This is a genomic window from Pseudomonas sp. MYb60 (assembly GCF_002979555.1).
Lineage (GTDB): Bacteria > Pseudomonadota > Gammaproteobacteria > Pseudomonadales > Pseudomonadaceae > Aquipseudomonas.
Map to the genome: position 1 here is coordinate 1 of NZ_PCOZ01000022.1, position 20,829 is coordinate 20,829.

General features: G+C 63.5%; 15 protein-coding genes and 1 rRNA gene. 6 read left to right on the plus strand and 10 right to left on the minus strand.

Features of this window, described 5'->3' with window-relative positions:
• Positions 1-15: 15 nt before the first annotated feature.
• The 3 genes from rrf to CQ041_RS23435 all read left to right on the plus strand — a co-directional run bounded on the left by rrf (position 16) and on the right by CQ041_RS23435 (position 2,880).
• Positions 16-131, plus strand: a 5S ribosomal RNA gene (rrf, locus tag CQ041_RS23425).
• A gap of 225 nt (positions 132-356) precedes the next feature.
• Positions 357-2,249 carry a penicillin-binding protein 2 gene (gene mrdA, locus CQ041_RS23430; RefSeq protein WP_105524821.1) on the plus strand — a complete coding sequence of 631 codons (1,893 nt, stop codon included), beginning with the start codon at positions 357-359 and terminating at the stop codon, positions 2,247-2,249.
• 163 nt (positions 2,250-2,412) lie between these two features.
• Positions 2,413-2,880 carry an SRPBCC family protein gene (locus CQ041_RS23435; RefSeq protein WP_105524820.1) on the plus strand — a complete coding sequence of 156 codons (468 nt, stop codon included), beginning with the start codon at positions 2,413-2,415 and terminating at the stop codon, positions 2,878-2,880.
• Between the two features lie 15 nt (positions 2,881-2,895).
• Here CQ041_RS23435 and CQ041_RS23440 read toward each other — a convergent pair whose 3' ends face one another.
• Positions 2,896-5,127, minus strand: a complete 2,232-nt coding sequence (locus tag CQ041_RS23440) for a TonB-dependent siderophore receptor (RefSeq protein WP_105524819.1) — start codon at positions 5,125-5,127, stop codon at positions 2,896-2,898.
• Positions 5,128-5,325: 198 nt separating this feature from the next.
• Here CQ041_RS23440 and CQ041_RS23445 point away from each other — a divergent pair, with 198 nt between their 5' ends.
• The 3 genes from CQ041_RS23445 (at position 5,326) to CQ041_RS23455 (ending at position 9,180) form a co-directional block, all read left to right on the plus strand.
• Positions 5,326-7,683, plus strand: a complete 2,358-nt coding sequence (locus CQ041_RS23445) for a DNA polymerase II (RefSeq protein WP_105524818.1) — start codon at positions 5,326-5,328, stop codon at positions 7,681-7,683.
• Positions 7,684-7,806: 123 nt separating this feature from the next.
• Positions 7,807-8,439 carry a glutathione S-transferase N-terminal domain-containing protein gene (locus CQ041_RS23450; RefSeq protein WP_105524817.1) on the plus strand — a complete coding sequence of 211 codons (633 nt, stop codon included), beginning with the start codon at positions 7,807-7,809 and terminating at the stop codon, positions 8,437-8,439.
• A gap of 165 nt (positions 8,440-8,604) precedes the next feature.
• Entirely contained in the window at positions 8,605-9,180 is a 576-nt protein-coding gene (locus CQ041_RS23455) for a DUF4174 domain-containing protein (protein WP_105524816.1), read from the plus strand.
• Positions 9,181-9,285: 105 nt separating this feature from the next.
• Here CQ041_RS23455 and CQ041_RS23460 read toward each other — a convergent pair whose 3' ends face one another.
• Genes CQ041_RS23460 through CQ041_RS23500 form a run of 9 tightly spaced genes read right to left on the minus strand, consistent with a single transcriptional unit; the run spans position 9,286 to position 20,825 of the window.
• Positions 9,286-10,329 (minus strand): acyltransferase family protein, encoded by a 1,044-nt coding sequence (locus CQ041_RS23460; protein WP_105524824.1) that lies wholly within the window; start codon positions 10,327-10,329, stop codon positions 9,286-9,288.
• Positions 10,330-10,351: 22 nt separating this feature from the next.
• On the minus strand, positions 10,352-11,761 hold the full coding sequence (locus CQ041_RS23465; RefSeq protein ID WP_105524815.1) for a lipid II flippase MurJ: 1,410 nt from the start codon (positions 11,759-11,761) through the stop codon (positions 10,352-10,354).
• Positions 11,761-13,188, minus strand: a complete 1,428-nt coding sequence (locus CQ041_RS23470; RefSeq protein ID WP_105524814.1) for an O-antigen ligase — start codon at positions 13,186-13,188, stop codon at positions 11,761-11,763. The genes CQ041_RS23465 and CQ041_RS23470 overlap by 1 nt, the downstream gene beginning before the upstream one ends.
• A gap of 2 nt (positions 13,189-13,190) precedes the next feature.
• Positions 13,191-14,294, minus strand: coding sequence for a glycosyltransferase family 1 protein (locus tag CQ041_RS23475; protein WP_105524813.1), 1,104 nt, complete (start codon positions 14,292-14,294; stop codon positions 13,191-13,193).
• Positions 14,285-15,502 carry a glycosyltransferase family 4 protein gene (locus CQ041_RS23480; protein WP_105524812.1) on the minus strand — a complete coding sequence of 406 codons (1,218 nt, stop codon included), beginning with the start codon at positions 15,500-15,502 and terminating at the stop codon, positions 14,285-14,287. The genes CQ041_RS23475 and CQ041_RS23480 overlap by 10 nt, the downstream gene beginning before the upstream one ends.
• 8 nt (positions 15,503-15,510) lie before the next feature.
• The gene (locus tag CQ041_RS23485; RefSeq protein ID WP_371923036.1) at positions 15,511-16,809 is read right to left on the minus strand and encodes a beta-xylosidase; all 1,299 of its coding nucleotides are present in this window, start codon (positions 16,807-16,809) and stop codon (positions 15,511-15,513) included.
• Positions 16,810-16,828: 19 nt separating this feature from the next.
• Positions 16,829-18,019, minus strand: a complete 1,191-nt coding sequence (locus CQ041_RS23490) for a glycosyltransferase (protein WP_105524810.1) — start codon at positions 18,017-18,019, stop codon at positions 16,829-16,831.
• Entirely contained in the window at positions 18,019-20,010 is a 1,992-nt protein-coding gene (locus CQ041_RS23495; protein WP_105524809.1) for an exopolysaccharide transport family protein, read from the minus strand. The genes CQ041_RS23490 and CQ041_RS23495 overlap by 1 nt, the downstream gene beginning before the upstream one ends.
• A 14-nt stretch (positions 20,011-20,024) precedes the next feature.
• The gene (locus CQ041_RS23500; protein ID WP_105524808.1) at positions 20,025-20,825 is read right to left on the minus strand and encodes a polysaccharide biosynthesis/export family protein; all 801 of its coding nucleotides are present in this window, start codon (positions 20,823-20,825) and stop codon (positions 20,025-20,027) included.
• Positions 20,826-20,829: the final 4 nt, after the last annotated feature.

Below are 20,829 nucleotides of genomic sequence, written 5' to 3' on the forward strand. Positions count from 1 at the left end.
TCAGTACCCGAATTTCTTGACGACCATAGAGCATTGGAACCACCTGATCCCATCCCGAACTCAGCAGTGAAACGATGCATCGCCGATGGTAGTGTGGGGTTTCCCCATGTGAGAGTAGGTCATCGTCAAGATTAAATTCCGAAACCCCATTTGCGAAAGCAGATGGGGTTTTGTTTTGGGCGCGAGAAAATTCATCTCGCATCTGGGCACACCCCTAAGCACTTAATCGATTGCCATTGGGGCAATTCGATACAAAGTGTTTCTGCATTTTTGGTATGGTGCAGCACCTTTTCACAAGGACTGATCTTTCATTCGCAGGAAGCGGCGTCGATCTTCTTCAACGAGATGCTGTAGAAATGCCTGAAGCGATACCGATCAAGGATCACGAAAAAGAAAACCGCCTGGTCAACAAGCGCCTGCTTGCGTGTGCATTGTTGGTGATGGGTATTACCTGCGCCCTGGTGGGGCGGATGTATTTCCTGCAGGTCGTCCAGTTCGACTACCACTCCACCATTTCTGAAAACAACCGGGTCCACGTCCTGCCCATCACGCCTACACGCGGGCTGATCTATGACCGCAATGGTGTGGTTTTGGCCGACAACCGCCCAAGCTACAACCTGACGATCACCCGCGAGCGTACCACCGACCTCAACGGTGAGCTGGACGCCATCGTCAATCTGCTGCATCTGCCGGCTGAAGATCGCGCGGTCTTTGACAAGGCGCTCAAGCAGGCCCGCCATCCCTTTGTCCCCGTGACATTGTTTTACGAACTGACCGAAGAGCAAATCGCGCTGCTGGCCGTCAATGAATTTCGCCTGCCGGGTGTGGATGTCGAGCCGCAATTTGTCCGTCATTACCCGCTGGGTGCGCACTTTGCCCACTCCATAGGCTACGTGGGGCGTATCAACGAGAAAGAATCCAAGGCCCTCGACTCGGTGGAATACCGCGGCACACAGTCTATCGGCAAGACCGGCATCGAGCGCTTCTACGAATCCGAGCTGCACGGTCACGTTGGCTACGAAGAAGTCGAGACCAACGCCCAAGGCCGTGTACTGCGTGTGCTCAAGCACACCGACCCGATTCCCGGCAAAAATATCGTCCTGAGCCTCGACATACACCTTCAGGAAGCCGCCGAAGAAGCCCTCGGTGACCGCCGCGGCTCGGTCGTTGCGCTCGACCCGCAAACCGGCGAAGTGTTGGCCATGGTCAGCAAGCCGAGCTTCGACCCGAACCTGTTCGTAACGGGCATCAGCTTCAAGGAGTACGCCGCGCTGCACGATTCCATCGACCGGCCACTGTTCAACCGCGTGCTCAGAGGGCTTTACGCACCAGGCTCGACGATCAAGCCCGAAGTCGCCATCGCCGGTCTCGACAGCGGTGTCGTCACCGCGCAAACCCGCGTGTTCGACCCCGGCTACTACCAATTGCCTGACTTCGATCATAAATACCGCAACTGGAACCACAGCGGCGATGGCTGGGTCGACATGGACGCCGCCATCATGCGTTCCAACGACACCTACTTCTATGACCTGGCCCACAAGCTCGGCATCGACCGCCTGCACGACTATCTGGCCGAGTTCGGCCTTGGCCAGAAGGTCTCCCTCGACATGTTCGAGGAGTCAGCCGGCCTGATGCCGTCCCAGGCCTGGAAGCGCGCCACCCGACGCCAGCCGTGGTTCCCTGGCGAAACCGTGATCCTCGGTATCGGCCAGGGCTACATGCAGGTCACCCCGCTGCAACTGGCCCAGGCCACCGCGCTGATCGCCAACAAGGGGGTGTGGAACCGACCGCACTTGGCCAAGACCATCAACGGCGTAGCACCCGTGGATGAAAACCCAATGCCCAATGTGGTCCTCAAAGATCCGCGTGATTGGGAACAGGTCAACCACGGCATGCAATTGGTGATGCACGACCCGCGCGGCATTGCCCGTGCAGCCGCGCAAGGCGCGCAATACCGCATCGCCGGCAAAAGTGGTACCGCGCAGGTGGTCGCGATCAAACAGGGCGAGCGTTACAACCGTAACAAGACCCTGGAGCGTCACCGGGATAACGCGTTGTTCGTCGGTTTCGCGCCTGCGGAACACCCTAAAATCGTGATCTCGGTGATGATCGAAAACGGTGAAGCCGGAGGCCGCGTGGCAGGCCCCGTCGTGCGCCAGATCATGGACGCCTGGTTGCTCGACCAGGAGGGTCATTTGAAACCGCAGTACGCGACGCCGTCGAAAGCCCCCGGCGACCCCCGCGTTTAAGTCACACCTTCCATTACTCCCACTGCTCCAAGCCCTCATGTGCCAGCCATGGCACATCGTGGGCGGACCACTGGAAACCATGAGACAAGTAGCAACACCAATGCAGGGCCGAAGAGGTTGCGCATTGGTCGATGTCGCCTACTGTCAATGGAGGAGGTGACCTATGCACGTACTGGATCGCATCGAACGAAAAGCCCTGCTCAACGCTCCGCGCACGGAAGTCTGGGAAGCACTGACGAATGCCGAGCAATTCGGCAGCTGGTTTGGCATCGCCCTTGAGGGCAAGCATTTTGTTGCGGGGGAAACCCTCGAAGCGCCGATCACTTATCCGGGTTACGAACACGTAGTGTGGAAGGCCAGGATCGAACGGGTCTTGCCACAAACCCTGTTTTCATTCTGGTGGCATCCCTTCGCGGTGGAGGAGGGCGTCGACTATGACAACGAAACCCCGACCCTGGTGGAATTCACCCTTGAAGACCACGCGCCGGGCATTCTGCTGCGAGTCGTCGAATCCGGTTTTGACGCGGTGCCCGAAGCCCGCCGACAAAAGGCCTTCAAGATGAATTCCCGTGGTTGGGATGAGCAGATGAGCAACATCGAAGCCTACCTGGCACAGGCCCGGCAGGCTTGATGCTCGTTAGCAGGCTTAGAAGTCTACCGACGCTGACACCTTGGCCACACGCGGGTCACCCTGGCTCAGGAAACCGCCCTGGGCCGATTCCCAGTACTTCTCGTTGGCGACGTTTTCTACGGTGAGTCCGAGGTTCACGTCGTGTTCAGCCACCTTGAAGGCATAGCGTGCACCCACATCGAAGCGATTCCAGGCGGGCAGGCTGAGGTTGTTGGCCGCGTCGGCATATTGGCCACCCGTGCGCAGCATGCGCCCATTGAGGCTCACGCCTTGCAGGCCCGGCACATCCCAGTCCACGCCGGCGTTGAGCTGGAATGAAGGCACGCCAATCGCGCGGTTACCGTCATTGGCGCCGTTCTGCGTGTCCTTGAGTTCAGTCTTCATCAGCGTGATACCGCCCAGCAGGCGTAGGCCCTCCAGCGGTTCGCCAAAGACATTGAGTTCAACGCCCTTGTTGATCTGCAGACCTTCACGCACGTAGCGCGCCGTGGTCGCGTCGATCACCTCGGAGTACCCAGCACCCGGTTGCTCGATGCGGTACACCCCCAGCGTTGCGCCATAGGTGCCCATGTCCACCTTCACGCCAGCCTCGATCTGTTTGGAACGCGCCGGTGCGAAGGCCTGGCCACCGCCGATGATGGTGCGCACGCCAGCCTGGAGGGGAGAGGTCGGGCCCTGGGCCAGGCCTTCGATGCGGTTGGCATACAGCGACACATGGTCCCACGGCTTGAACACGATGCCGTAGACCGGCGTGGTGATCGACTCGTCATAATTGGCCGTGCGGCTGCCGCTCGTATAGCTGTAACCCTGCACCACCATCTGCTGTCGACGTGCGCCGACGGTCACCAGCAGGCGATCATCGAAGAACCCCAGGGTGTCGGACACCGCTGCGCTGCGCACGAATGTCTTGGCGGTAATCTTGGGATCGCTGAACTCTGTGCCCGGCGTGTTGCGTGGATTGTTCAAGGCCGGTGGTGCCCCTGTCACGGGGTTATAGAGAGAGGTCGCCGTGGTTGCGCTGGCGAACACATAGGCGTTGCGTGCCTGTGTCCAGATGCCGGCCAGGCCGACGTTCAAGCGGTGGCTGACGGCGCCGGTCTGGAACTTGCCATTGAGCCCGGTCATCAAGCTGCGATTGTCTTCCTCGTGGGCAATGGTCGAGCCGCTGGCTTGGGCATTGCCCAGGTTGTCGGTGAGCGTGACCGACGAGTAGCGTCCCATTTCACGGCTGTGTTTGGCCCCGGCGGCGGCGTAGGCCGTCCAGTTTTCGTTCAGGTCATACTCGGCACGCAACATCCCCAGGGTGTCTTCCAGGTTGGTGCTGCTCCAGCTTGGCGCGTAGTTGGTGTCGGCCGAAGGCGCATTCGGGACTTGGGTCGCCGTGCCCAGGAACACCGAGTTGCGCCCGCCGTTGATCCTTTGCTTCTGGTACACGAAGTCGCTGGACAGTCGCAACGCATCGCCACGGTAGTCCAGCCCCACGGCGAACAGTTTCGAGCGTTGATTCTCGTCATCGATGCCGGTATCACCTTCGCGCTGGGACAGGTTCACCCGCGCGCCAAAACGATTGTCCTCGCCAAACCGCTGGCCCACGTCCAGGTGCTCGCCAACCCGACCATCGCTGCTGATATCGGTGCTGAAGCGCCGCAACGGCACGTCATCGGCGCGCTTGGGTTGCAGGTTCACGCCGCCGCCAATTCCCGAGCCGGTAGGGCTGACGCCGTTGATGAAGGCATTCGGCCCCTTGAACACTTCGACCCGTTCCAGCGCGTCCGTGGAGATGATCTGGCGTGGCAGGATGCCGTACAAACCGTTGTAGGAAATATCGTCGCCGTTCAGCGGAAGGCCCCGAATCATGAAAGTCTGCGCTTGGTTCGCGTACCCGGACGCCTGGCGCACGGACGAGTCGTTAAGCAGTACGTCGCCGACGGTTTCGGCCTGCTGGTCACGAATCAGTTGTTCGGTGTAGGCGGCCATGCTGAAGGGCACGTCCATGATGTCCTGGTTGCCCAGCACACCGAGTTGGCCACCGCGTGCCACCTGGCCGCCGGCGTACACCGGGGGCAGGGCGCTGGGCGCGGGGGCTTCGGCGTTGATATTGGTGGCGCCCAGTTCCAGCGTGGCGTCGTCCTGACGGGTGTTCGCATCCTGCGAGGTGGCTGGGGTTGCGGCGTGAGCGCTGAGGCTCAGGGCGCAGCACAGGGTGAGCAGCGTCGGACGAAACGGCACGGTGGACAGGGTGGGCATGGTCGATCCTGACGGCAGGGCGTCATTGGTGAGGAAAAGGGCAACAACGTTGCGCGTCCTCACTGCGCGGATACGACTCCGGGCGCGAATGATAGTAATTATTATTAACGTCTTGCAACAAAAATGTGAGATTCAGGTCGGCCGCTGCAGATGCCGGGTAGAATCACGCCCTGAACGTTATGACTGAGGTGCGGCACGGTGGATCTACAGCAGGGTTTTGTCCTGACCCGGCATTGGCGTGACACCCCGGCGGGCACCGAGGTCAGCTTCTGGCTGGCTACCGACCAAGGCCCCCGATTCGTCCGTCTCCCCGTGCAGACCTCGGTGATGTTCATCCCCGAGGACCACCGCAAGCACCTCGACTGGCTGCTCAAAGGCGAGCGCGACATCGAGTTGCGCCCGCTGCAGCTCTGCGACTTCCATCACCGTCCGGTGCTGGGCCTCTACACCCGCCAGCACCGCCAGGCCATGGACGTGGAAAAACGTCTGCGCACGGCCGGTGTCGACGTCTACGAGGGCGATGTACGCCCGCCCGAACGCTACATGATGGAACGCTTCATCACCGCGCCCGTGTGGTTCGGCGGCAGCCTCGACGCATCCGGCGTGCTGTCCGACGCCCAGATGAAACCGGCGCCCGACTACCGCCCGCCACTGAAGCTGGTGTCCCTCGACATCGAAACCACCGCCCAGGGCGACTTGTATTCCATCGGCCTCGAAGGCTGTGGCGAGCGCCAGGTGTACATGCTCGGCCCGCCGAACAAGCCCGATACCGTCGACTTCAAGCTCGACTACTGCGACACCCGTGCCCAATTGATCGAACGTCTCAACCAGTGGCTCGCCCTGCACGACCCGGACGCGATCATCGGCTGGAACGTGGTGCAATTCGACCTGCGGGTCCTGCACGAACACGCCCAGCGGCTCAACGTGCCGCTGATGCTTGGCCGGGGTGACGAGCCGATGACCTGGCGCGAACACGGCAGCCGCAACCACTACTTCGCCGCCGCTGCAGGGCGCTTGATCATCGACGGCATCGAGGCCTTGCGCTCGGCCACCTGGAGCTTCGAATCCTTCAGCCTGGAAAACGTCGCGCAAACCCTGCTGGGCGAAGGCAAGGACATCTCCACGCCGTACCAGCGCATGGACGAAATCAACCGCATGTTCGCCGAGGACAAGCCCGCCCTGGCGCGCTACAACCTCAAGGATTGCGAGCTGGTCACGCGGATCTTCGCCAAGACCCAGCTGCTCACGTTCCTGCTGGAGCGGGCCAGCGTCACCGGGCTGCCCGCGGACCGCAACGGCGGTTCGGTCGCGGCCTTTACCCACCTGTACATGCCGCTGATGCATCGCCAAGGGTTCGTTGCCCCAAACCTGGGGGACAAGCCGCCGCAGGCCAGCCCCGGCGGGTTCGTCATGGACTCGCGGCCCGGCCTCTACGAATCGGTGCTGGTCCTCGATTACAAAAGCCTCTACCCGTCGATCATCCGCAGCTTCCTCATCGACCCGGTCGGCCTGATCGAAGGCCTCAAGCACCCCGAGGACAGCGCCTCGGTGGAAGGCTTTCGCGGTGCGCGCTTTTCCCGCACCCGGCATTGTTTGCCCGCCATCGTCGCCCGCGTGTCCGAAGGCCGTGAAGAAGCCAAGCGCGAACACAACGCGCCGCTGTCCCAGGCGCTGAAAATCATCATGAACGCTTTCTACGGCGTGCTCGGCTCCAGCGGTTGCCGGTTTTTCGACACGCGGCTGGCCTCGTCGATCACCATGCGTGGCCACCAGATCATGCGCCAGACCCGCGAGCTGGTTGAGGCCCAGGGTTATGAGGTGATCTACGGCGACACCGACTCCACGTTCGTCTGGCTCGGCAGCCAGCATTCCCAGGACGACGCCAGCCGCATCGGCCGCGCGCTGGTGCAGCACGTCAACGACTGGTGGCGAGCGCACCTGCAGAACGAACTCGGCCTGCACAGCGCCCTGGAGCTGCAATACGAAACTCACTTCAAACGCTTTCTCATGCCCACTATCCGAGGCGCGGAGGAGGGCAGCAAAAAGCGCTATGCCGGCCTGGTGGTGCGCAGCGATGGCACTGAAGAAATGGTCTACAAAGGCCTGGAAACGGTACGCAGCGACTGGTCGCCCCTGGCCCGTCGATTCCAGCAGGAACTCTACCAGCGCATCTTCCATCGTCAGCCGCATCAAGACTATGTCCGCGACTATGTGCGCCGCACCCTCAGCGGTGAGTTCGATGAGTTGCTGATCTACCGCAAGCGCCTGCGCCGGCGCCTGGACGACTACGAACGCAACGTGCCGCCCCACGTGCGCGCCGCGCGCCTGGCCGATGACTACAACGATCGCCTGGGGCGCCCGCGTCAGTACCAGCGCGGTGGCTGGATCAGCTATGTGATCAGCGTCAACGGTCCGGAACCCTTGGAAGTGCGCCAGGCTCCCATCGACTACGACCACTACGTGACCCGCCAATTGCAGCCGGTGGCCGACGCGATCCTGCCGTTCGTGGATGACGACTTCAGCACGCTGGTGGGCGGGCAAATGGGCTTGTTTTAAAACGCTTGATCCGACCCGCATCGAGCCTGCACGCTGACCACTATTCGAGCATACGCTTGCGCTTCATTGATTAGACATGGCCGCAGGTGAAGACCCCAAGTGCAGCGTCAGGAGAACACCGCTATGTACACGCTCTACGGCATCGACGAATCCGGCTCCTGCATGATCGAAATCGCCCTGCAGCGTTGCGCGGTGCCGTGGCAGCGCGTCGACGCCGCGTCTTGGGCCGAGGGCGAGGGCAGCGACGAGCTGGCGCGCATCAACCCGCTCAAACAGGTGCCCACCCTGGTCACCCCGGACGGCCAGGTGCTGACCGAAAGCGCGGCCATCCTCATTCACTTGGGCCTTGAGTTTCCCGCCTCCGAACTGCTGGCCGGCAACCGCGCGCAGATCCTGCGAGGCCTGGTGTACATCGCCGCCAATTGCTACTCGGCCATCGGCATCATCGACTACCCGCAACGCTGGCTGGGCGACGTGAATGAGGCGGTGCACACCCAACTGGTCATGGGAACCCGGCGTTATCTGCACCAGGCCTGGGTGGTGTTTGCCGATCAGTTTGCCGACCAGCTGTTTGCACCAAGCCTGGCACCGAACGCGCTGGGCCTGATGGCCGCAGCAGTGTCGCGATGGGATGATGCGCGGGAGGCGTTGCACAGCCTGGCCCCAAGCTTTGCCCAAAGCCTGACGCACGTAGACGCAGACCCCATCGTGGCCCCCGTGTTCGCACGGCATTGGCCGGCGTGGGAGGTATCCTGATGTTTCCGCAATCAGTGGAAACAATGATGGCAGAGTGGCTCCAACCCCTTGCGTAGCGGGCGTCCTGACCTACGCTTTCTTAAAGTGGTGTAGGAATCATCCTTGAATTTGACTGTCGCAGACATGAAACTCAAGAACCCTGCATGGAATTCAAAGGAGGTGCGCATGCTCATCCGGTCGCTGACCCTGGCTACCTTGATGGCTTTTACGGGGCCGCTGTTGGCTGCTGACGATATCAACCCGCTCAAGCAGGACTTGGGCAAGGCCCGGCCGCTGGTGGTGGTGGAGCTTGATTCCGGAAACGCCACGCTGACGGAGCTGAAAAAACAGCTCGACGAACCCGCCACCAAGCAGGCGTTTGAAGAGCGCGCCATGGTGTTCTACACCGTGAAGTTCGGCAGCATTGGCGCCGAAGGCGAGAAGTTCGCCAAGGACCCCAAGGACAACAAAAAACTCACGCCGCCCGAAACCAATGCGCTTATCCGTGCCCTCAAGCTCGGCGCTGGCAGTGGTACCAAGGTGATCCTGGTGGGCAAGGACGGCGAGAAGAAACTCGAGAAGACCGTGCCACCGGATACGCTCGACCTGAAAGCCTTCTTCAGCACCATCGATGCCATGCCCATGGCAGAAAAAGAAGCCGCCGCCGCCGCAGAACCCGAGCCTGCCGCGCCCGCGCCAGCCAAGGGCGCAAAACCCGTCAAGGCCGGCAGCAAACCCGCCCCGCAGCAACTGGATGATTGATTCACCCGGCAGCGCATTTTTCCAGTCAAACCGCGTTCATAGGCTCTAGGGCTGCTCTGCAGCCCCGTGCGGGGGCAAGCAGGCGCGTCACGTAGGCAGGCCGGCTCAGTGGCGAGCCTCTGATGTTTTTCGCACCGGAAACGGAAAGTAGAAAAACCGCAAAAACGCCACCCGCTTGATCACTTCCCCGATCAGCAACGGTGCCGCCACCGCCACCACCAACCCCACGCTCGCCGCCGCAAACGCCGGCAGCCCCAGGCGCTCCATCAAGTCAAAGGTCTTGTGCTGGATCTCCCCGTGGAAGATCAGCAAGATCAAGGTGGACTGGCCGATATAGGTCATCACTCGTGTCAGCACCGCCGAGGCCATGATCACCCGCGCCAGCGCCCAGCTCACATACACCCCCAGCACTGCCAGCACGCTGGACCACAACCAGTGGCCGTAGCGCCGTTGTGCCAGGTCCATGCTTTCGTGGCTGTAGATGAACACTGCGGTGAACAGCGCCACCGAGACCACCAGGGTCAGCAGTGAACCTTCATGGCGGCGCAGCCAGTCACGCAGCAAGTAGCCGAGGATGAAGCAGGCGCTGCTGATCAAGGTGATGTCCAGGCTGAACGGCAGCCCCGGCAGGACCCAGGTCTGCCCGCCAATGGTCACTGGCAGTTGCCAGAACAACGGCAACAGCCAGATGCCGATCAACAACTGCACTGCCATCAGGGCGCAGTTCACCGCCAGCGGCAGGCGCTGAATCACGCGCAACACCGCCCAACTGAACAGGATCGCCACCCAGAAATGCGGCAGGAACCACAGCGCCTGCCACGGGATGGTGTCCACCGAGGCATACAGCACGCCGCCGATATCCGGCAGCAACGGCTGGCCGCGCAGCACATCGCGCACGATCACGTAGAGCAGCATGGTGAAGAAGAATGGCTTGAGCAGCCCATCGGCCTTGCGCACCGCCATCTCGCCAAAGGGCTGTTCAGGCTTGAACAACACCCCGGACAAAAAGAAGAACAGCGGCAACACGAACGATGCCAGGATCGGGTACAACACGTCCGGCGACGTGGCCACGAACCAACCGTGGGCGTACACGATCACCAGGATGCCGATGCCCTTGGCGATATCCATCTGAATCCAGCGATTTTTCACCCGACCACTCCCCATAACCCGTTCATGCCTTGCGCCACGGCTTCAGCCACAACCCCATCCCCACCAACACGACGGCACCGGCCAAAGTGCTCAACCCCAGTTGCAGCCATACAGCGTCAATGTGAAACAGGACCAGCGCCGCGACGCCCATCGTTCCCGCACTGAGCAGCCACTGGCGCAGCCACGGCAGGGTGTCGAGCAACGCCTGGCGCTGCATCAACAACAACGCGGTGCACATCACGCCCGCCAGCGCCGCCAACGGTATGCCCGCCAGGCCGAACACAAACGGCAGTGCACCCAGCAACAGCACATTCACCAGACTGCCCAGGAGTTCACAACGCAACGGCTGGCGGGTATCGCCGGCGGCGTAGGCGTAGCGCGCCAGCAACGCATTCCAGGCGCCGAACACCAGCGGTACGGCAAACCACGCCAGCAGCAGCGGCAGCGGCGAATCCGCCGATTGCCTGGGCAGCAGCAGTGCCACCAGGCTCGGCGCCGCGGCCACCAGCCCGACCCCTGCGGGCAGGGTCAGCACGCTGGCGGTTTCCAGGCCCCGCTTGAGCAGGGCCAGGCGCTCGTCGCCCTGGCGGCGGCTCATCATGCCCAGCAGCACCTGATTAAGGCTCATCAACGCAATCAGTGGCAGGTTCATCAGTTTCCGCGCCAGGTTCACCCAAGTCACCGCGCCTTCTCCCAGCAGCGACGCCACCAAACGTTCGATCAATGCCAGCCCCTGGCTCGCGCCATTACTCAGCAGCAGCGGGCCGATGCGCTGGCCCAATTCCCGCAGGGGCGTCATCGAGCGTTGCCAGTGCCACGGCCGCCAACCCTGGCGCCACACCGACGGCAACAACGCCAGCGGCATCAACAGGCTGCCGGCCAGGCACGCCAGGGCCAGGGTGTGCGGCTGCGTTGCGGTACCCGCCAGGGCCAGGTACATCACCGGCGGCAGGTTGAACAACAGCGAACCGAGGCCCGCCAGCACAAAGCGTTCACTGGCCTGCAACGGAATGCTGAACAGCGCATGCAACATCAGCCCCGGCACGCACCAGGCGACCACCTGCAAGTTGCTCGCCGCCAGCACCGTGGCACTGGCTGCCAACCCGGGGCCGAGCACCTGCACCAGCCACGGCGCCAGCAGCGTCAGCACCAGGCTCGTCACCAGTGCGACCACCAGCAACGCCGGGAACAGCACCGCCAGCCAACCCAAGCGCTCATTATCCTTGCGTGCCAAATACAGCGGCAGCGCAGCGGCACTCAGCACGCCTCCGGCCAGGGACATGCGCAGTGCCTCAGGTAAAAACAACGCTATCAGGAATGCATCACTGCGTTCACCGGCCCCCCAGGCCGCCACCAGCAACCACTCCCGCGCAAAGCCCAGGCACAGGCCGAGCAGGGTCGCCAGGGTCAGCCACACGGCCGAACCGAGCATCAGCGCCCCACGCCATCAAGCAGCGGTTCATCTGCCGCCACACGCTTGACCTGCGGCACCCGCGCCGGAAACAACCGCCGCGCCTCCAGCACATTGATCCCCACCATCAACCAGAACAGCGCCACCATCACCACGGCAAAACTGAAGTAGTGGTCGAACAAACCGCTGACCAGCGCCGACAGAATGCCCGCCGTGGTCCCCAGCCACAGCGCGGTGTCCTTGGTCAGGCGGATCGGCCCGGGTTGCGGGCGCGCCTCACGCCACCAGCGCACGGTCACGGCCACAAACAGCAGCATGCCGAGGATGCCGATCTTGTACACGTAGTTCAGCCACAGGTTGGAGATCCCCAACAACTGCGTGCCCGGCACCGGCGGGTCGACCTTGAAGCCGATGCCGAACGGATACGCCGCCACCGCCTGGGGGAACATGCGGTATTCGTCGAAGCGCACTTCGGTACTGGCATTGTCCGACGAGAAGATCGTCGCCAGGCGCTCCTGCAGCGGCGGATACGCCATCACCAGCGCCACGGTCAGCGCCGCGCCGATCATCAGCAGGCGGCCGGTGTACGGCACGCCGCGCAAGGCCATCCACAGCAACACCAACGCCAGGCTGACCATCGCGCCACGGCTGCTGGCCAGCAGCAACGCAGCGGCGCCCAGGCACGCCACACTCAGGCCCAGTGCGCGTTTCCAGCCTTGTTCGGTCATGCCGAAGCAGAACGCCAACGGCAGCAGCAACGCCATGATCCCGCCGATGGCATTCGGGTGGGTCCAGGGCGAGCCCATGCGCGATGACATCGCCTCCAGGCCGAATTTCAACATGTCGAAGTTGGCGTAGTTGAACATCCCCAGGATCGGTGCAATTCCGGCGCCGGAGCGGGTGCGCACGAACACGCCGATCGACAGCACCAACATGGCCAGGGTCCCCAACAAAAGGGCGATCACCAGGGACTCGCGGTGTTTTTGCTCCACCAGCAATTTGGCGGCCAGGAACACCCCGGACAGGTTCAGCAACCAGCGCAGCCAGTTGGCTACGCCGCTGCTGTCAGCGTGAGTGATGACCTGGCCGACGACAAACGGGAACACGCTGAACAGCATCAGCCACAGCAGCATCTGGTCGGTGGGGCGCAGTGCGAAACGGGGAGCGTCGGGCAACCGCGAAAGAAAATGCTGCCACAGGATCGCGCCCCAGGTCAGCGCCAGGATCGCTTCGCTGACCGTACTGCGAATGCCCAGGTTGACCGTGGAAAACGGCATGAACGTGGCCACCCCGGCAAACAGCAACAGCCCCCAGAATGGAAACCGCAGGATGGTCACCGCCCCTGCCAGGCCGACCACCGCGACAAACGCCTTGGCCGGCGACAGCAGCAACGCAGCGGCGCCAAACAGCAGGCCGAGCAGGATCGCGACGAGGCTTGCCAGGTTCACTCTCACGTAAGCTCCTCGATCAGTTCGGCCAGGCGCTGGCGGTAGGCTTGCTGGTTGAAACGCTGCGCCCACAGGCGACGCTGCTCGGCGGATTCAGCCTCCGGCCGCGTGGCCAGGCCTACCATCAACTGCGCCAGCGCCGGGCCATCAGTGGGCGAAAAACGCGGGGCCAGCGGCGGGGTGATTTCGTCCAGCGAGGTGCCACTGGCCACGGCTACCGGCGTGCCGACGCTCAGCGCTTCGATCACTGGCAGGCCGAAGCCCTCGGCATACGACGGCTGCCACAGGCGCGCCGCCTGGCGGTACAGCGCGTGCAGTTCAGCATCCGACACGCCGCTGAGGGCGCGGATGCCCGGCAAGGTCCGCTGGGCTTCGGGCAAGTGTTCAAGGCTGCCCACCAGCACCAACTCCGGCACGTCGGTCGACTGACGGCGTGCCTGCTGCCAGGCGTCCACCAGGAACGGCACGTTCTTGCGCAACTCGCGGGTGCCCACCAGCAACCAGTAACGCTCAGGCAACTGGCGTGCGCCGAGGTCCGCCGCCGGTTCGACAAAACCGTTCACCTGATTGGGCAGTACGCGAATCTTGCCTGCCGCCTTGGGAAACAACCGGGCGGTTTCATCGGCGCTGTACTGCGACGGTGTCCACACGCGGTCGGCACTATGCACCGCCCAGGCAATCGACAAGCGATCGCTGGTCTTGTAGATCAGCGCCTTGAGGCGGTTGGCGTGATAGTTGTCCAGGGTGATCTGGAACAGGTCATGCAACAGCACCACGGTGCGCAACCCCTTGGGTTTTGGCGGCAGGGGCAGGCCCATATTGAAGGTGCTGATGTACAGGTCGATGTGCTGCTCGCGCAAGGCGCGAGGCAAAAAACCGGCTTCGAAACGCAGGCGATTGTGCGGCTGGTGCATCGCCGTTTTCGCGCAGCCCCAGGCCGGGCAGTGGGCCTGCAAGCGGGCTTCATCGCCCAGAGGCGCCACGCCGAAGCGTTCCAGCTCGACGCCCGGCAGGGCGCGCAGGCCCTCTTCAAGGGCGTAGACCTGGCGGCTGATTCCCGATTGGGGCGAGGTGCCGACAGTGCGGTAATCCAGGCCTACACGCATACAGGCTCCTTTTGATCGAGCGGCGCAAGGCTGGCGTAGACCTGCTCCAACTGGCTGGCGGCGACGCTCCAGTCATGAGCGCGGCGCACGTAGGCGCGGCCGGCTTCGCCCATGGGTGTGGCGGCGTCGGGAAATTGCAGCAGGCGCACCACGGCATCGGCAAGGCTGGCGGCGGTCTGGCCGCCGAGGTAGTCCAGGCCTTCCACCAGGTCCAGTCCCGACACGCCTTGCGCGGTGCTGGCCAGCGGCAGGCCGGCGGCCAGGGCTTCGAGGACCTTGAGCTTGGAGCCACCGCCATGGCGCAACGGGGCGAGAAACACCGAACTGCTCGACTGCAGGGCCAGTAGATTCGGCACGAAACCCTGCCATTCGATGCGCGGGTCCTTCCAGCGTTCGCGCCAACTGCCCGGCATGCCGAAGCCGCACACGCTCATGCGGGCCTGCGGGCAGCGCTCCCAGACCTTGGGCAGAATGTCATCCAGGGCCCATTCGATCGCATCGACGTTGGGTGCATATTCATAGTTGCCGAGGAACAGCACGCGCTGGGCGGACGGGTCGGGGCGGGCAGCGGCGAAGTGATCACAGTCCACGCCGTTGACCACCACCGGCACGGGTTTGCCGGCAATGGTTTCCAGGGTTTGCGCGTCGCTGTCGGTGACCGCCACGACCTGAGTGGCCTGGCGCATCACCCGGCGTTCCCAGCGGCGGTAGCGCCATTGATCGTAGCGAATGAACGGCAGCGCCCAACCCGGCAAACGGTCATAGGTCGCGGCGCCGAGGGCTGATTCCACATTGTGTTCGGTGAGCACGAACGGCTGGCCCTTGCGTGCCAGTGCCTGCTCGTAGGGTTGGAAGCTGTAGGTGTGTTCGATCTGCACCACGTCCCAGGGTTCGCTGAGCAACTGCTCGAACGTATCCTGCAAGCCACTCGACAGTCCATTCACACTGGCCAGCAGCGGATAGGGCGCGAACAGCCCGGCGAGCAGGGTCTTGGCGCTGCGCAGCGGGCGACGCGGCAGCACGATGAGTTTTTCTGCAATGGCTTCCAGCACCTGGCGGTCGGCCGCCGCCACCGATTGTTTGTCATGCAGCAACAAGGTGATGCGATGCCCGCGCGCGGCCAGGCTGCGCAACAGGTGAAACTGGCGCGTCTTGCCGCCGCTGGTGGCGGGCCAGGGCGAGTAGGGCAGGATCCACAGGATGCGCATGGCGCTCACTACTCCCATATCAGCATTTGCAGGTTGGACTTGACCGCGACAGTCAGCCCGTGGGTGCCGCTCAACGGGGTTTGCGTGCCCAGCAGCGGGTCATACAGCGTGGCGGCGGCGAGCCCCGGCAAGTGCGCATTGCCGCCCAGGGCTGACCAGAACAACCAGAGTTTTTTGCCGTCTTCGCGGCGCCAACCGATGCTGAACAGACCGTCGGGCGCCTGGTCGGCAGCAGGCGGGTCGGCGGGGGTGAGTGTCGCTCCGCTGACCTCGAGGAAATTTTTCAACGCGGTGTAGGACGGCTTGGGGTTGGCGTTGAGGTCCAGCAGGCCATAGAACTGGTCGCGCACGCTGGCGCGCTGGTCGAGGTCGCTCAAGGTGAACAGAAAGATCCGCTCGAAATCCAGCGCACTCATCAACGCCAGGCGACGCAGGATGTAGTCGGCCTGTTGCTGCGGGGTGATCAGGTCCTGAGCCTCCTTGGGGCCGGGGTAGGTGGACCAGCCCCACTCGGTGCTCCACAGCGTGTTCACGCCGCCGTAGCGCAGGGCCTGGTTGAGCTGGGTGGTCTTGGCGACAAAGTCCAGGTTCGCCGGGTCGTTGCCCTCCGGCAGCTGGGTATAGGGGTGGTAGCTGATCACCGTGTTCAGGTTGGCCACCCCGAGTGCGCCGAGGGCGTCGAACATGGTCTGGCCGTTGGGCATCTCGCTGAAGAACGCCATGCCGGCGGCCACCACCGGGGTACCGGGGTTTACAGCGCGCAATGCGGCGGCGCTGGCCGTCAGCAGGTTGGCAAAGCCGGCCGGGTCGGCAACGGGGCGCCAGAAGCCCAGCAGGTTCGGCTCGTTCCACACTTGCCACGCGTTCACGCTGGGATAACGCTGGGCCAACAGCGCCATGCGAATGGCAAAGGTATTCGGGTCCTTGGGCGGGTACTGGTCCTGATAGGGCGCACCCACCGGCGCGGTGGTGGCAAACGGCGCCGACCCTACCAGGTAGAACACCGATTTGAGCTGGCTCTGTTGCAGCTTGCCGACGAGCTGATCGAGGGCCGCGACCTGATACTGGTCCTGCACCGGCTCCAACTGGTCCCAATGCAGATCCAGGCGCACCCACTCCAGCCCCAGTGCCTTCAGGCGATCGATCTGCAACTGGTACAGCGCAGGGTCGAACCACAAAAACTGTGCGTTCACCCCCAGGAAATCCTTCCACACCACCGCCTTGCTGGCCTTGAGCACATGGCTCTGCGCATCCGGCTGGCGCCCCCACAAGAAGCTGCTGAGGCCCAAGGCCACGACCACTGCCATGCTGACCAGAACCACGTGTCTACGCGCCATGGCGAACTCCGGCGATAGCCTGCTCAAACACCTTGACGAACTGCTGCGCGGTCAGCGGCCACAGGCGTTCGCGGCCGATTTCTCCGGCGCGTTCGGCCCAGTCCCGCGCCAGCAGCGGCGTGCGTGCCAGGCGGAGCAGTTGCGCGCTCAGCGCGGCGACATCGCCTTCGGGGTAGATGGCACCGTTGCCGCTGGCGACTTCCTCGGCAAACGCCCGCGCGTCTGAGGTAATCGCGCCGCGCCCGCACGCCGTGGCCCAGGACAGCGCGCCGCTGGTGCCGCGCTGGCGCCCCAGCAGGCCGAGTTTTTTCGATTCGCGGTAAGGCAGCACCATCACGTGGTGGGCCTGGATGGTCTGGGCGATCTCTTCGGCAGGCAGGTTCAGGCGCCAGTCGATGGAGCCGGTCAGGCCCAAGGCGGCAATCTGGCTGTTCAATTGCTCCAGGTAATTGCCGCCTGCACCGAAGGCCATTTCGGCCGCGGTGCCGCCGGCCAGGGTCAGGCGCACGCGGTCGCGCAGTTCGGGAGCTTGTTTGAACACCTCGGCCAAGGCCTGCACCAGGTCCTCGATCCCTTTGCCTCGGTAGATAAACCCGAAGTACAGCAGGCGCAACGGCTCAAGGGCGGGCAAGGGGGCCGGTGCAATGGCCAGGTTCGCATGGTGGATGACGGTCACTTGGCCGGGCGCCAGTTGCATCCGTTGGCTCAGGCAGTCGGCGCCCAGGCGCGTCAGGGTGATCAGCCGGTTCAGGCCCTGGGCCACGCGCCGTTCTTCGCGCAGGGTCAGCGGGTCGGCCAGCACCACCGCCGCCTGTGGCAGCGGGCTGGGCAGGCGTTCCAGCAGGTTGAGCGGGAAGGGCAGTTGCTCGCGGCGCCAGACCATGCGTTCCGGGTCGTGCACGGTGGCGGTCAGTGGCAGCGCGGGCCTGGTTTTGCGCAGCTCGCGCAGGGCCAGGAATTCCCCCAGGCGGCCGCCGCCCAGTTCAGCATGGACGAGGTCTACAGACTGCCAGTCGAACCCCGCGATCGCCTGCTGGATGGCTGGCGTGTTGCCCGCCACCCCGGCCAGGGGCGTCTCCACGGTCACACCGAGCTGCTGCAACGCCGTGCGAAAGTGGTTGGCGTAGTCGGCGATGCCGTTCTTCTCCGGAGGCAGGGGGGCGAGCAACGCGATACGCATCAGAACGCTCCCCGGTATTTGGCGAGGGTTTCCAGCACCTTGCTCGGCACCAACAGTTTGCGACGGTTGATGATGATGCCATCCACCTTGCCGAACGCAGTGGTGAGGATCGACAGCGCATGCTCCACCACCGGTATCGTGCTTTTGTGGGCTTCGACCACCAGTGCGATCAGGTCGGCGCGGCGCAAGGTGACAAAGGCCTCACGGTTATCCAGCAGCGCCGAGGCATCGAGCAGGACCACTTCGCCTGGCTCCGCCGGGGCCAGGCCGCCGACACGCACGTTCACGCCGTTTTCCAACAGCAGATGGCGCAGTTGCTCCACCACGAAGGTCACGCCTTCGCCGTGGCGCGCCGAGGTCAGCCCCAAGGTCAGGCCGTGCTCGGCGATGCGGTCGGGCTTGAGCAGGTTGTACAGCCGGTAGATGCTCGCGTTGAATGCGTTGGCACTCTGCGCGGTGGTGTTGTCCAGCTCCGGCAGGGTGGTCCACAGGCGCAGGCCGAACTTGCGTTCCACCAGGCCGCCATCGTGGATGCGCTGGTCCATCAGGTAGCACAGGTAGATCACCAGCAGGCCGACGACGATGGAAAACGGAATGGCCAGCAACAGCATCAGCAGGGTTTTCGGGAAGATGCGCCCGTTGTTGAGCGTGGCTTCTTCGATCACCGAAATGTTGCTGATCTGGCTGTTGTCCAGCTCGCGGTCAATGCGCGATTTTTCCAGGTTGTCGGCATACAGCGCGTAATTGCGCTCGGTCGCATTCAGCTCACGGGCCAGGCGCGACAGCTCCGGTTCGATCTCCAGGGCCTGCTTGCGCTGGGCTTCCAGGTTCAGCAGTTGTTTTTGCTGCTGGACCAGTTGGGTGCGCAGCGCCTGGTTGTTGCTCGATTCATCCAGCAGCACCCGCTGCAAGTGGATTTCCAGGGTGTTCGGCGCGCGGTTTTCCGAAGCCTGCACCGTGTTGCTTTCGCTGGCGACCTGGGCCTGCATCGCCCGGATCGACGCGTCCAGGGCTTTGACCGGCGGCGCATTGTCGGTGTAGGTGCGCATCATGTCGGCGCGTTCCAGCAGCTTCTGGTTAAGCAGGCGACGCAAGTCCTGTTGCTGTGGGTTGAGTGCGATCTGGCGCACCGTGGTGACTTCCTTGGGCTGGCCCTTGAGCTGCTCGCGGGTGCTGGCAATGGCGCTGTCGGATGAGGCGATCAGCCGTGTGGTGTTGAAGGTCTCGCCGCGCAACACGTTGATGCGCTCGGACAAATCTTCCAGGCGGTCGGTGATACTCGCCGCGCCGATTTCATTGAGGTGAGTAAGGATCTGCTGCTTGAAGCCGTCGATCTCCTTGGCGCTGGTGTTCACCTGGCCTTCGTAAAAGGCGTACAGGCTCTTGCGCCCCAGCGCCTGGGTGCGTTCGTTGATGTAGGTCTGCACCCAGTCCTTGACCACCGCCTGGGCGATTTGCGGGTCGCTCCAGGTGAAGCTGATGTCCATGACCGTGGACCCGGCGGCGTGGCTTACGTCAAAACTCTTTTCCAGGCCTGCCGCCAGGCGCTCCACTGGCGTGCTTTCTTCGATCACGCCGACGCTTTCCAGGACCACGCGCAGGCCATCGAAGACTGCACCGACAGCGCTCTTGAGGTAGTGCTTGGTGCGGTTCCAGAAGCCTTCCGGCGGCGGCGCGTTGTTGATCACGTCCAGGTAGTGCTCGGCCACTGCGCGCACAATCGGGCGACCGGTGAGCAGGCGCTCTTCGTCGACAATCGGGTCGCGCTGGGTGCTGGGCATCACCAGGGCCTGGCGGTTGCTGATCTCGATCGGCAGCGTCGAATCGCGGCCCGGTTTGACCAGCAGGCGCGCGGTGGACTCGTATTTGGCCGGCAGCAGGAACGCGCCCAGCACGATGATCACCAGCGCCGCCAGCGCCGCCAGTTTGAACTCACGCCGGAAGATGAAAAACAGGCGCAGCAGATCACGAAAAGAACGGATCTCGATCATGGGATGTCGCTCCTTCAGTTGGTTCCGCCGCTGGTTCGGGTGTAGTTGTAGCCCACCCCGATGGACTTGGTGAACGGGATCAATTGGTTCATGTAGGTATCCACTCCCTGGATGCGCTCGCCCACGTTGGACTTGGGTACGAACACCACATCACCCCGTTGCAGGGGCACCGGTTTGCGCCCGCTGGCGCCGGTCTTGAGGAACTGGCTGAAGTCCAGGAAGTACGCGTGGTAGGCGCCCTGGGCATCTTCGCGCAGCAGCGCGACCGTGCTCGCATTGCCGACCTGGCTGACGCCGCCGGCACCGATGATGGCCTGCTCCAGGGTGTTGGCCGTGGCGATCTGCACCGCCGTGGGGTTGTTCACCGCGCCGCCGACAATCACCGAATTGCCCGGTGCCTGGTTGATATTCACGGTCACGCGCGGCTCGCGGTACACCGGGGCGAGGCTCTTGCTCAGGTCCGCCGCGACCTCGGCCGGGGTCCGCCGTGCTACCTGGATCGGGCCCAGGAACGGGTAGTTGATCTTGCCGTCGTTCTGCACCGTGTACAGCGTCAGCTCATAGATGGTGCTGACGTTGAACGCCGACAGCGTCGGCATTTCGCCGGCATCGCGCACGATCCGCAACTGATCGCCGATGCGGATGCGTTCCACCGCCGGCGGCAGCAGCGCCAACTGGTCGAGGGCGCGCTTGCCGTCTTCAATCGCCTGGTCGTCCGGCGTTTCGATGCGCGCCGGCGTATTGCAGGCGGCCAGGGCCAGCAGGGCGATGACCAATACGCTGCGTCTTAACACGGGGGACTTGCTGTCGATCATGCTG

Coding starts and splice junctions, on each gene's coding strand:
- mrdA (WP_105524821.1), top strand. CDS start 357: ATGCCTGAAGCGATACCGATCAAGGATCACGAAAAAGAAAACCGCCTG.
- CQ041_RS23435 (WP_105524820.1), top strand. CDS start 2,413: ATGCACGTACTGGATCGCATCGAACGAAAAGCCCTGCTCAACGCTCCG.
- CQ041_RS23440 (WP_105524819.1), bottom strand. CDS start 5,127: ATGCCCACCCTGTCCACCGTGCCGTTTCGTCCGACGCTGCTCACCCTG.
- CQ041_RS23450 (WP_105524817.1), top strand. CDS start 7,807: ATGTACACGCTCTACGGCATCGACGAATCCGGCTCCTGCATGATCGAA.
- CQ041_RS23455 (WP_105524816.1), top strand. CDS start 8,605: ATGCTCATCCGGTCGCTGACCCTGGCTACCTTGATGGCTTTTACGGGG.
- CQ041_RS23465 (WP_105524815.1), bottom strand. CDS start 11,761: ATGCTCGGTTCGGCCGTGTGGCTGACCCTGGCGACCCTGCTCGGCCTG.
- CQ041_RS23475 (WP_105524813.1), bottom strand. CDS start 14,294: ATGCGTGTAGGCCTGGATTACCGCACTGTCGGCACCTCGCCCCAATCG.
- CQ041_RS23480 (WP_105524812.1), bottom strand. CDS start 15,502: ATGCGCATCCTGTGGATCCTGCCCTACTCGCCCTGGCCCGCCACCAGC.
- CQ041_RS23485 (WP_371923036.1), bottom strand. CDS start 16,809: ATGGCAGTGGTCGTGGCCTTGGGCCTCAGCAGCTTCTTGTGGGGGCGC.
- CQ041_RS23490 (WP_105524810.1), bottom strand. CDS start 18,019: ATGCGTATCGCGTTGCTCGCCCCCCTGCCTCCGGAGAAGAACGGCATC.
- CQ041_RS23495 (WP_105524809.1), bottom strand. CDS start 20,010: ATGATCGAGATCCGTTCTTTTCGTGATCTGCTGCGCCTGTTTTTCATC.
- CQ041_RS23500 (WP_105524808.1), bottom strand. CDS start 20,825: ATGATCGACAGCAAGTCCCCCGTGTTAAGACGCAGCGTATTGGTCATC.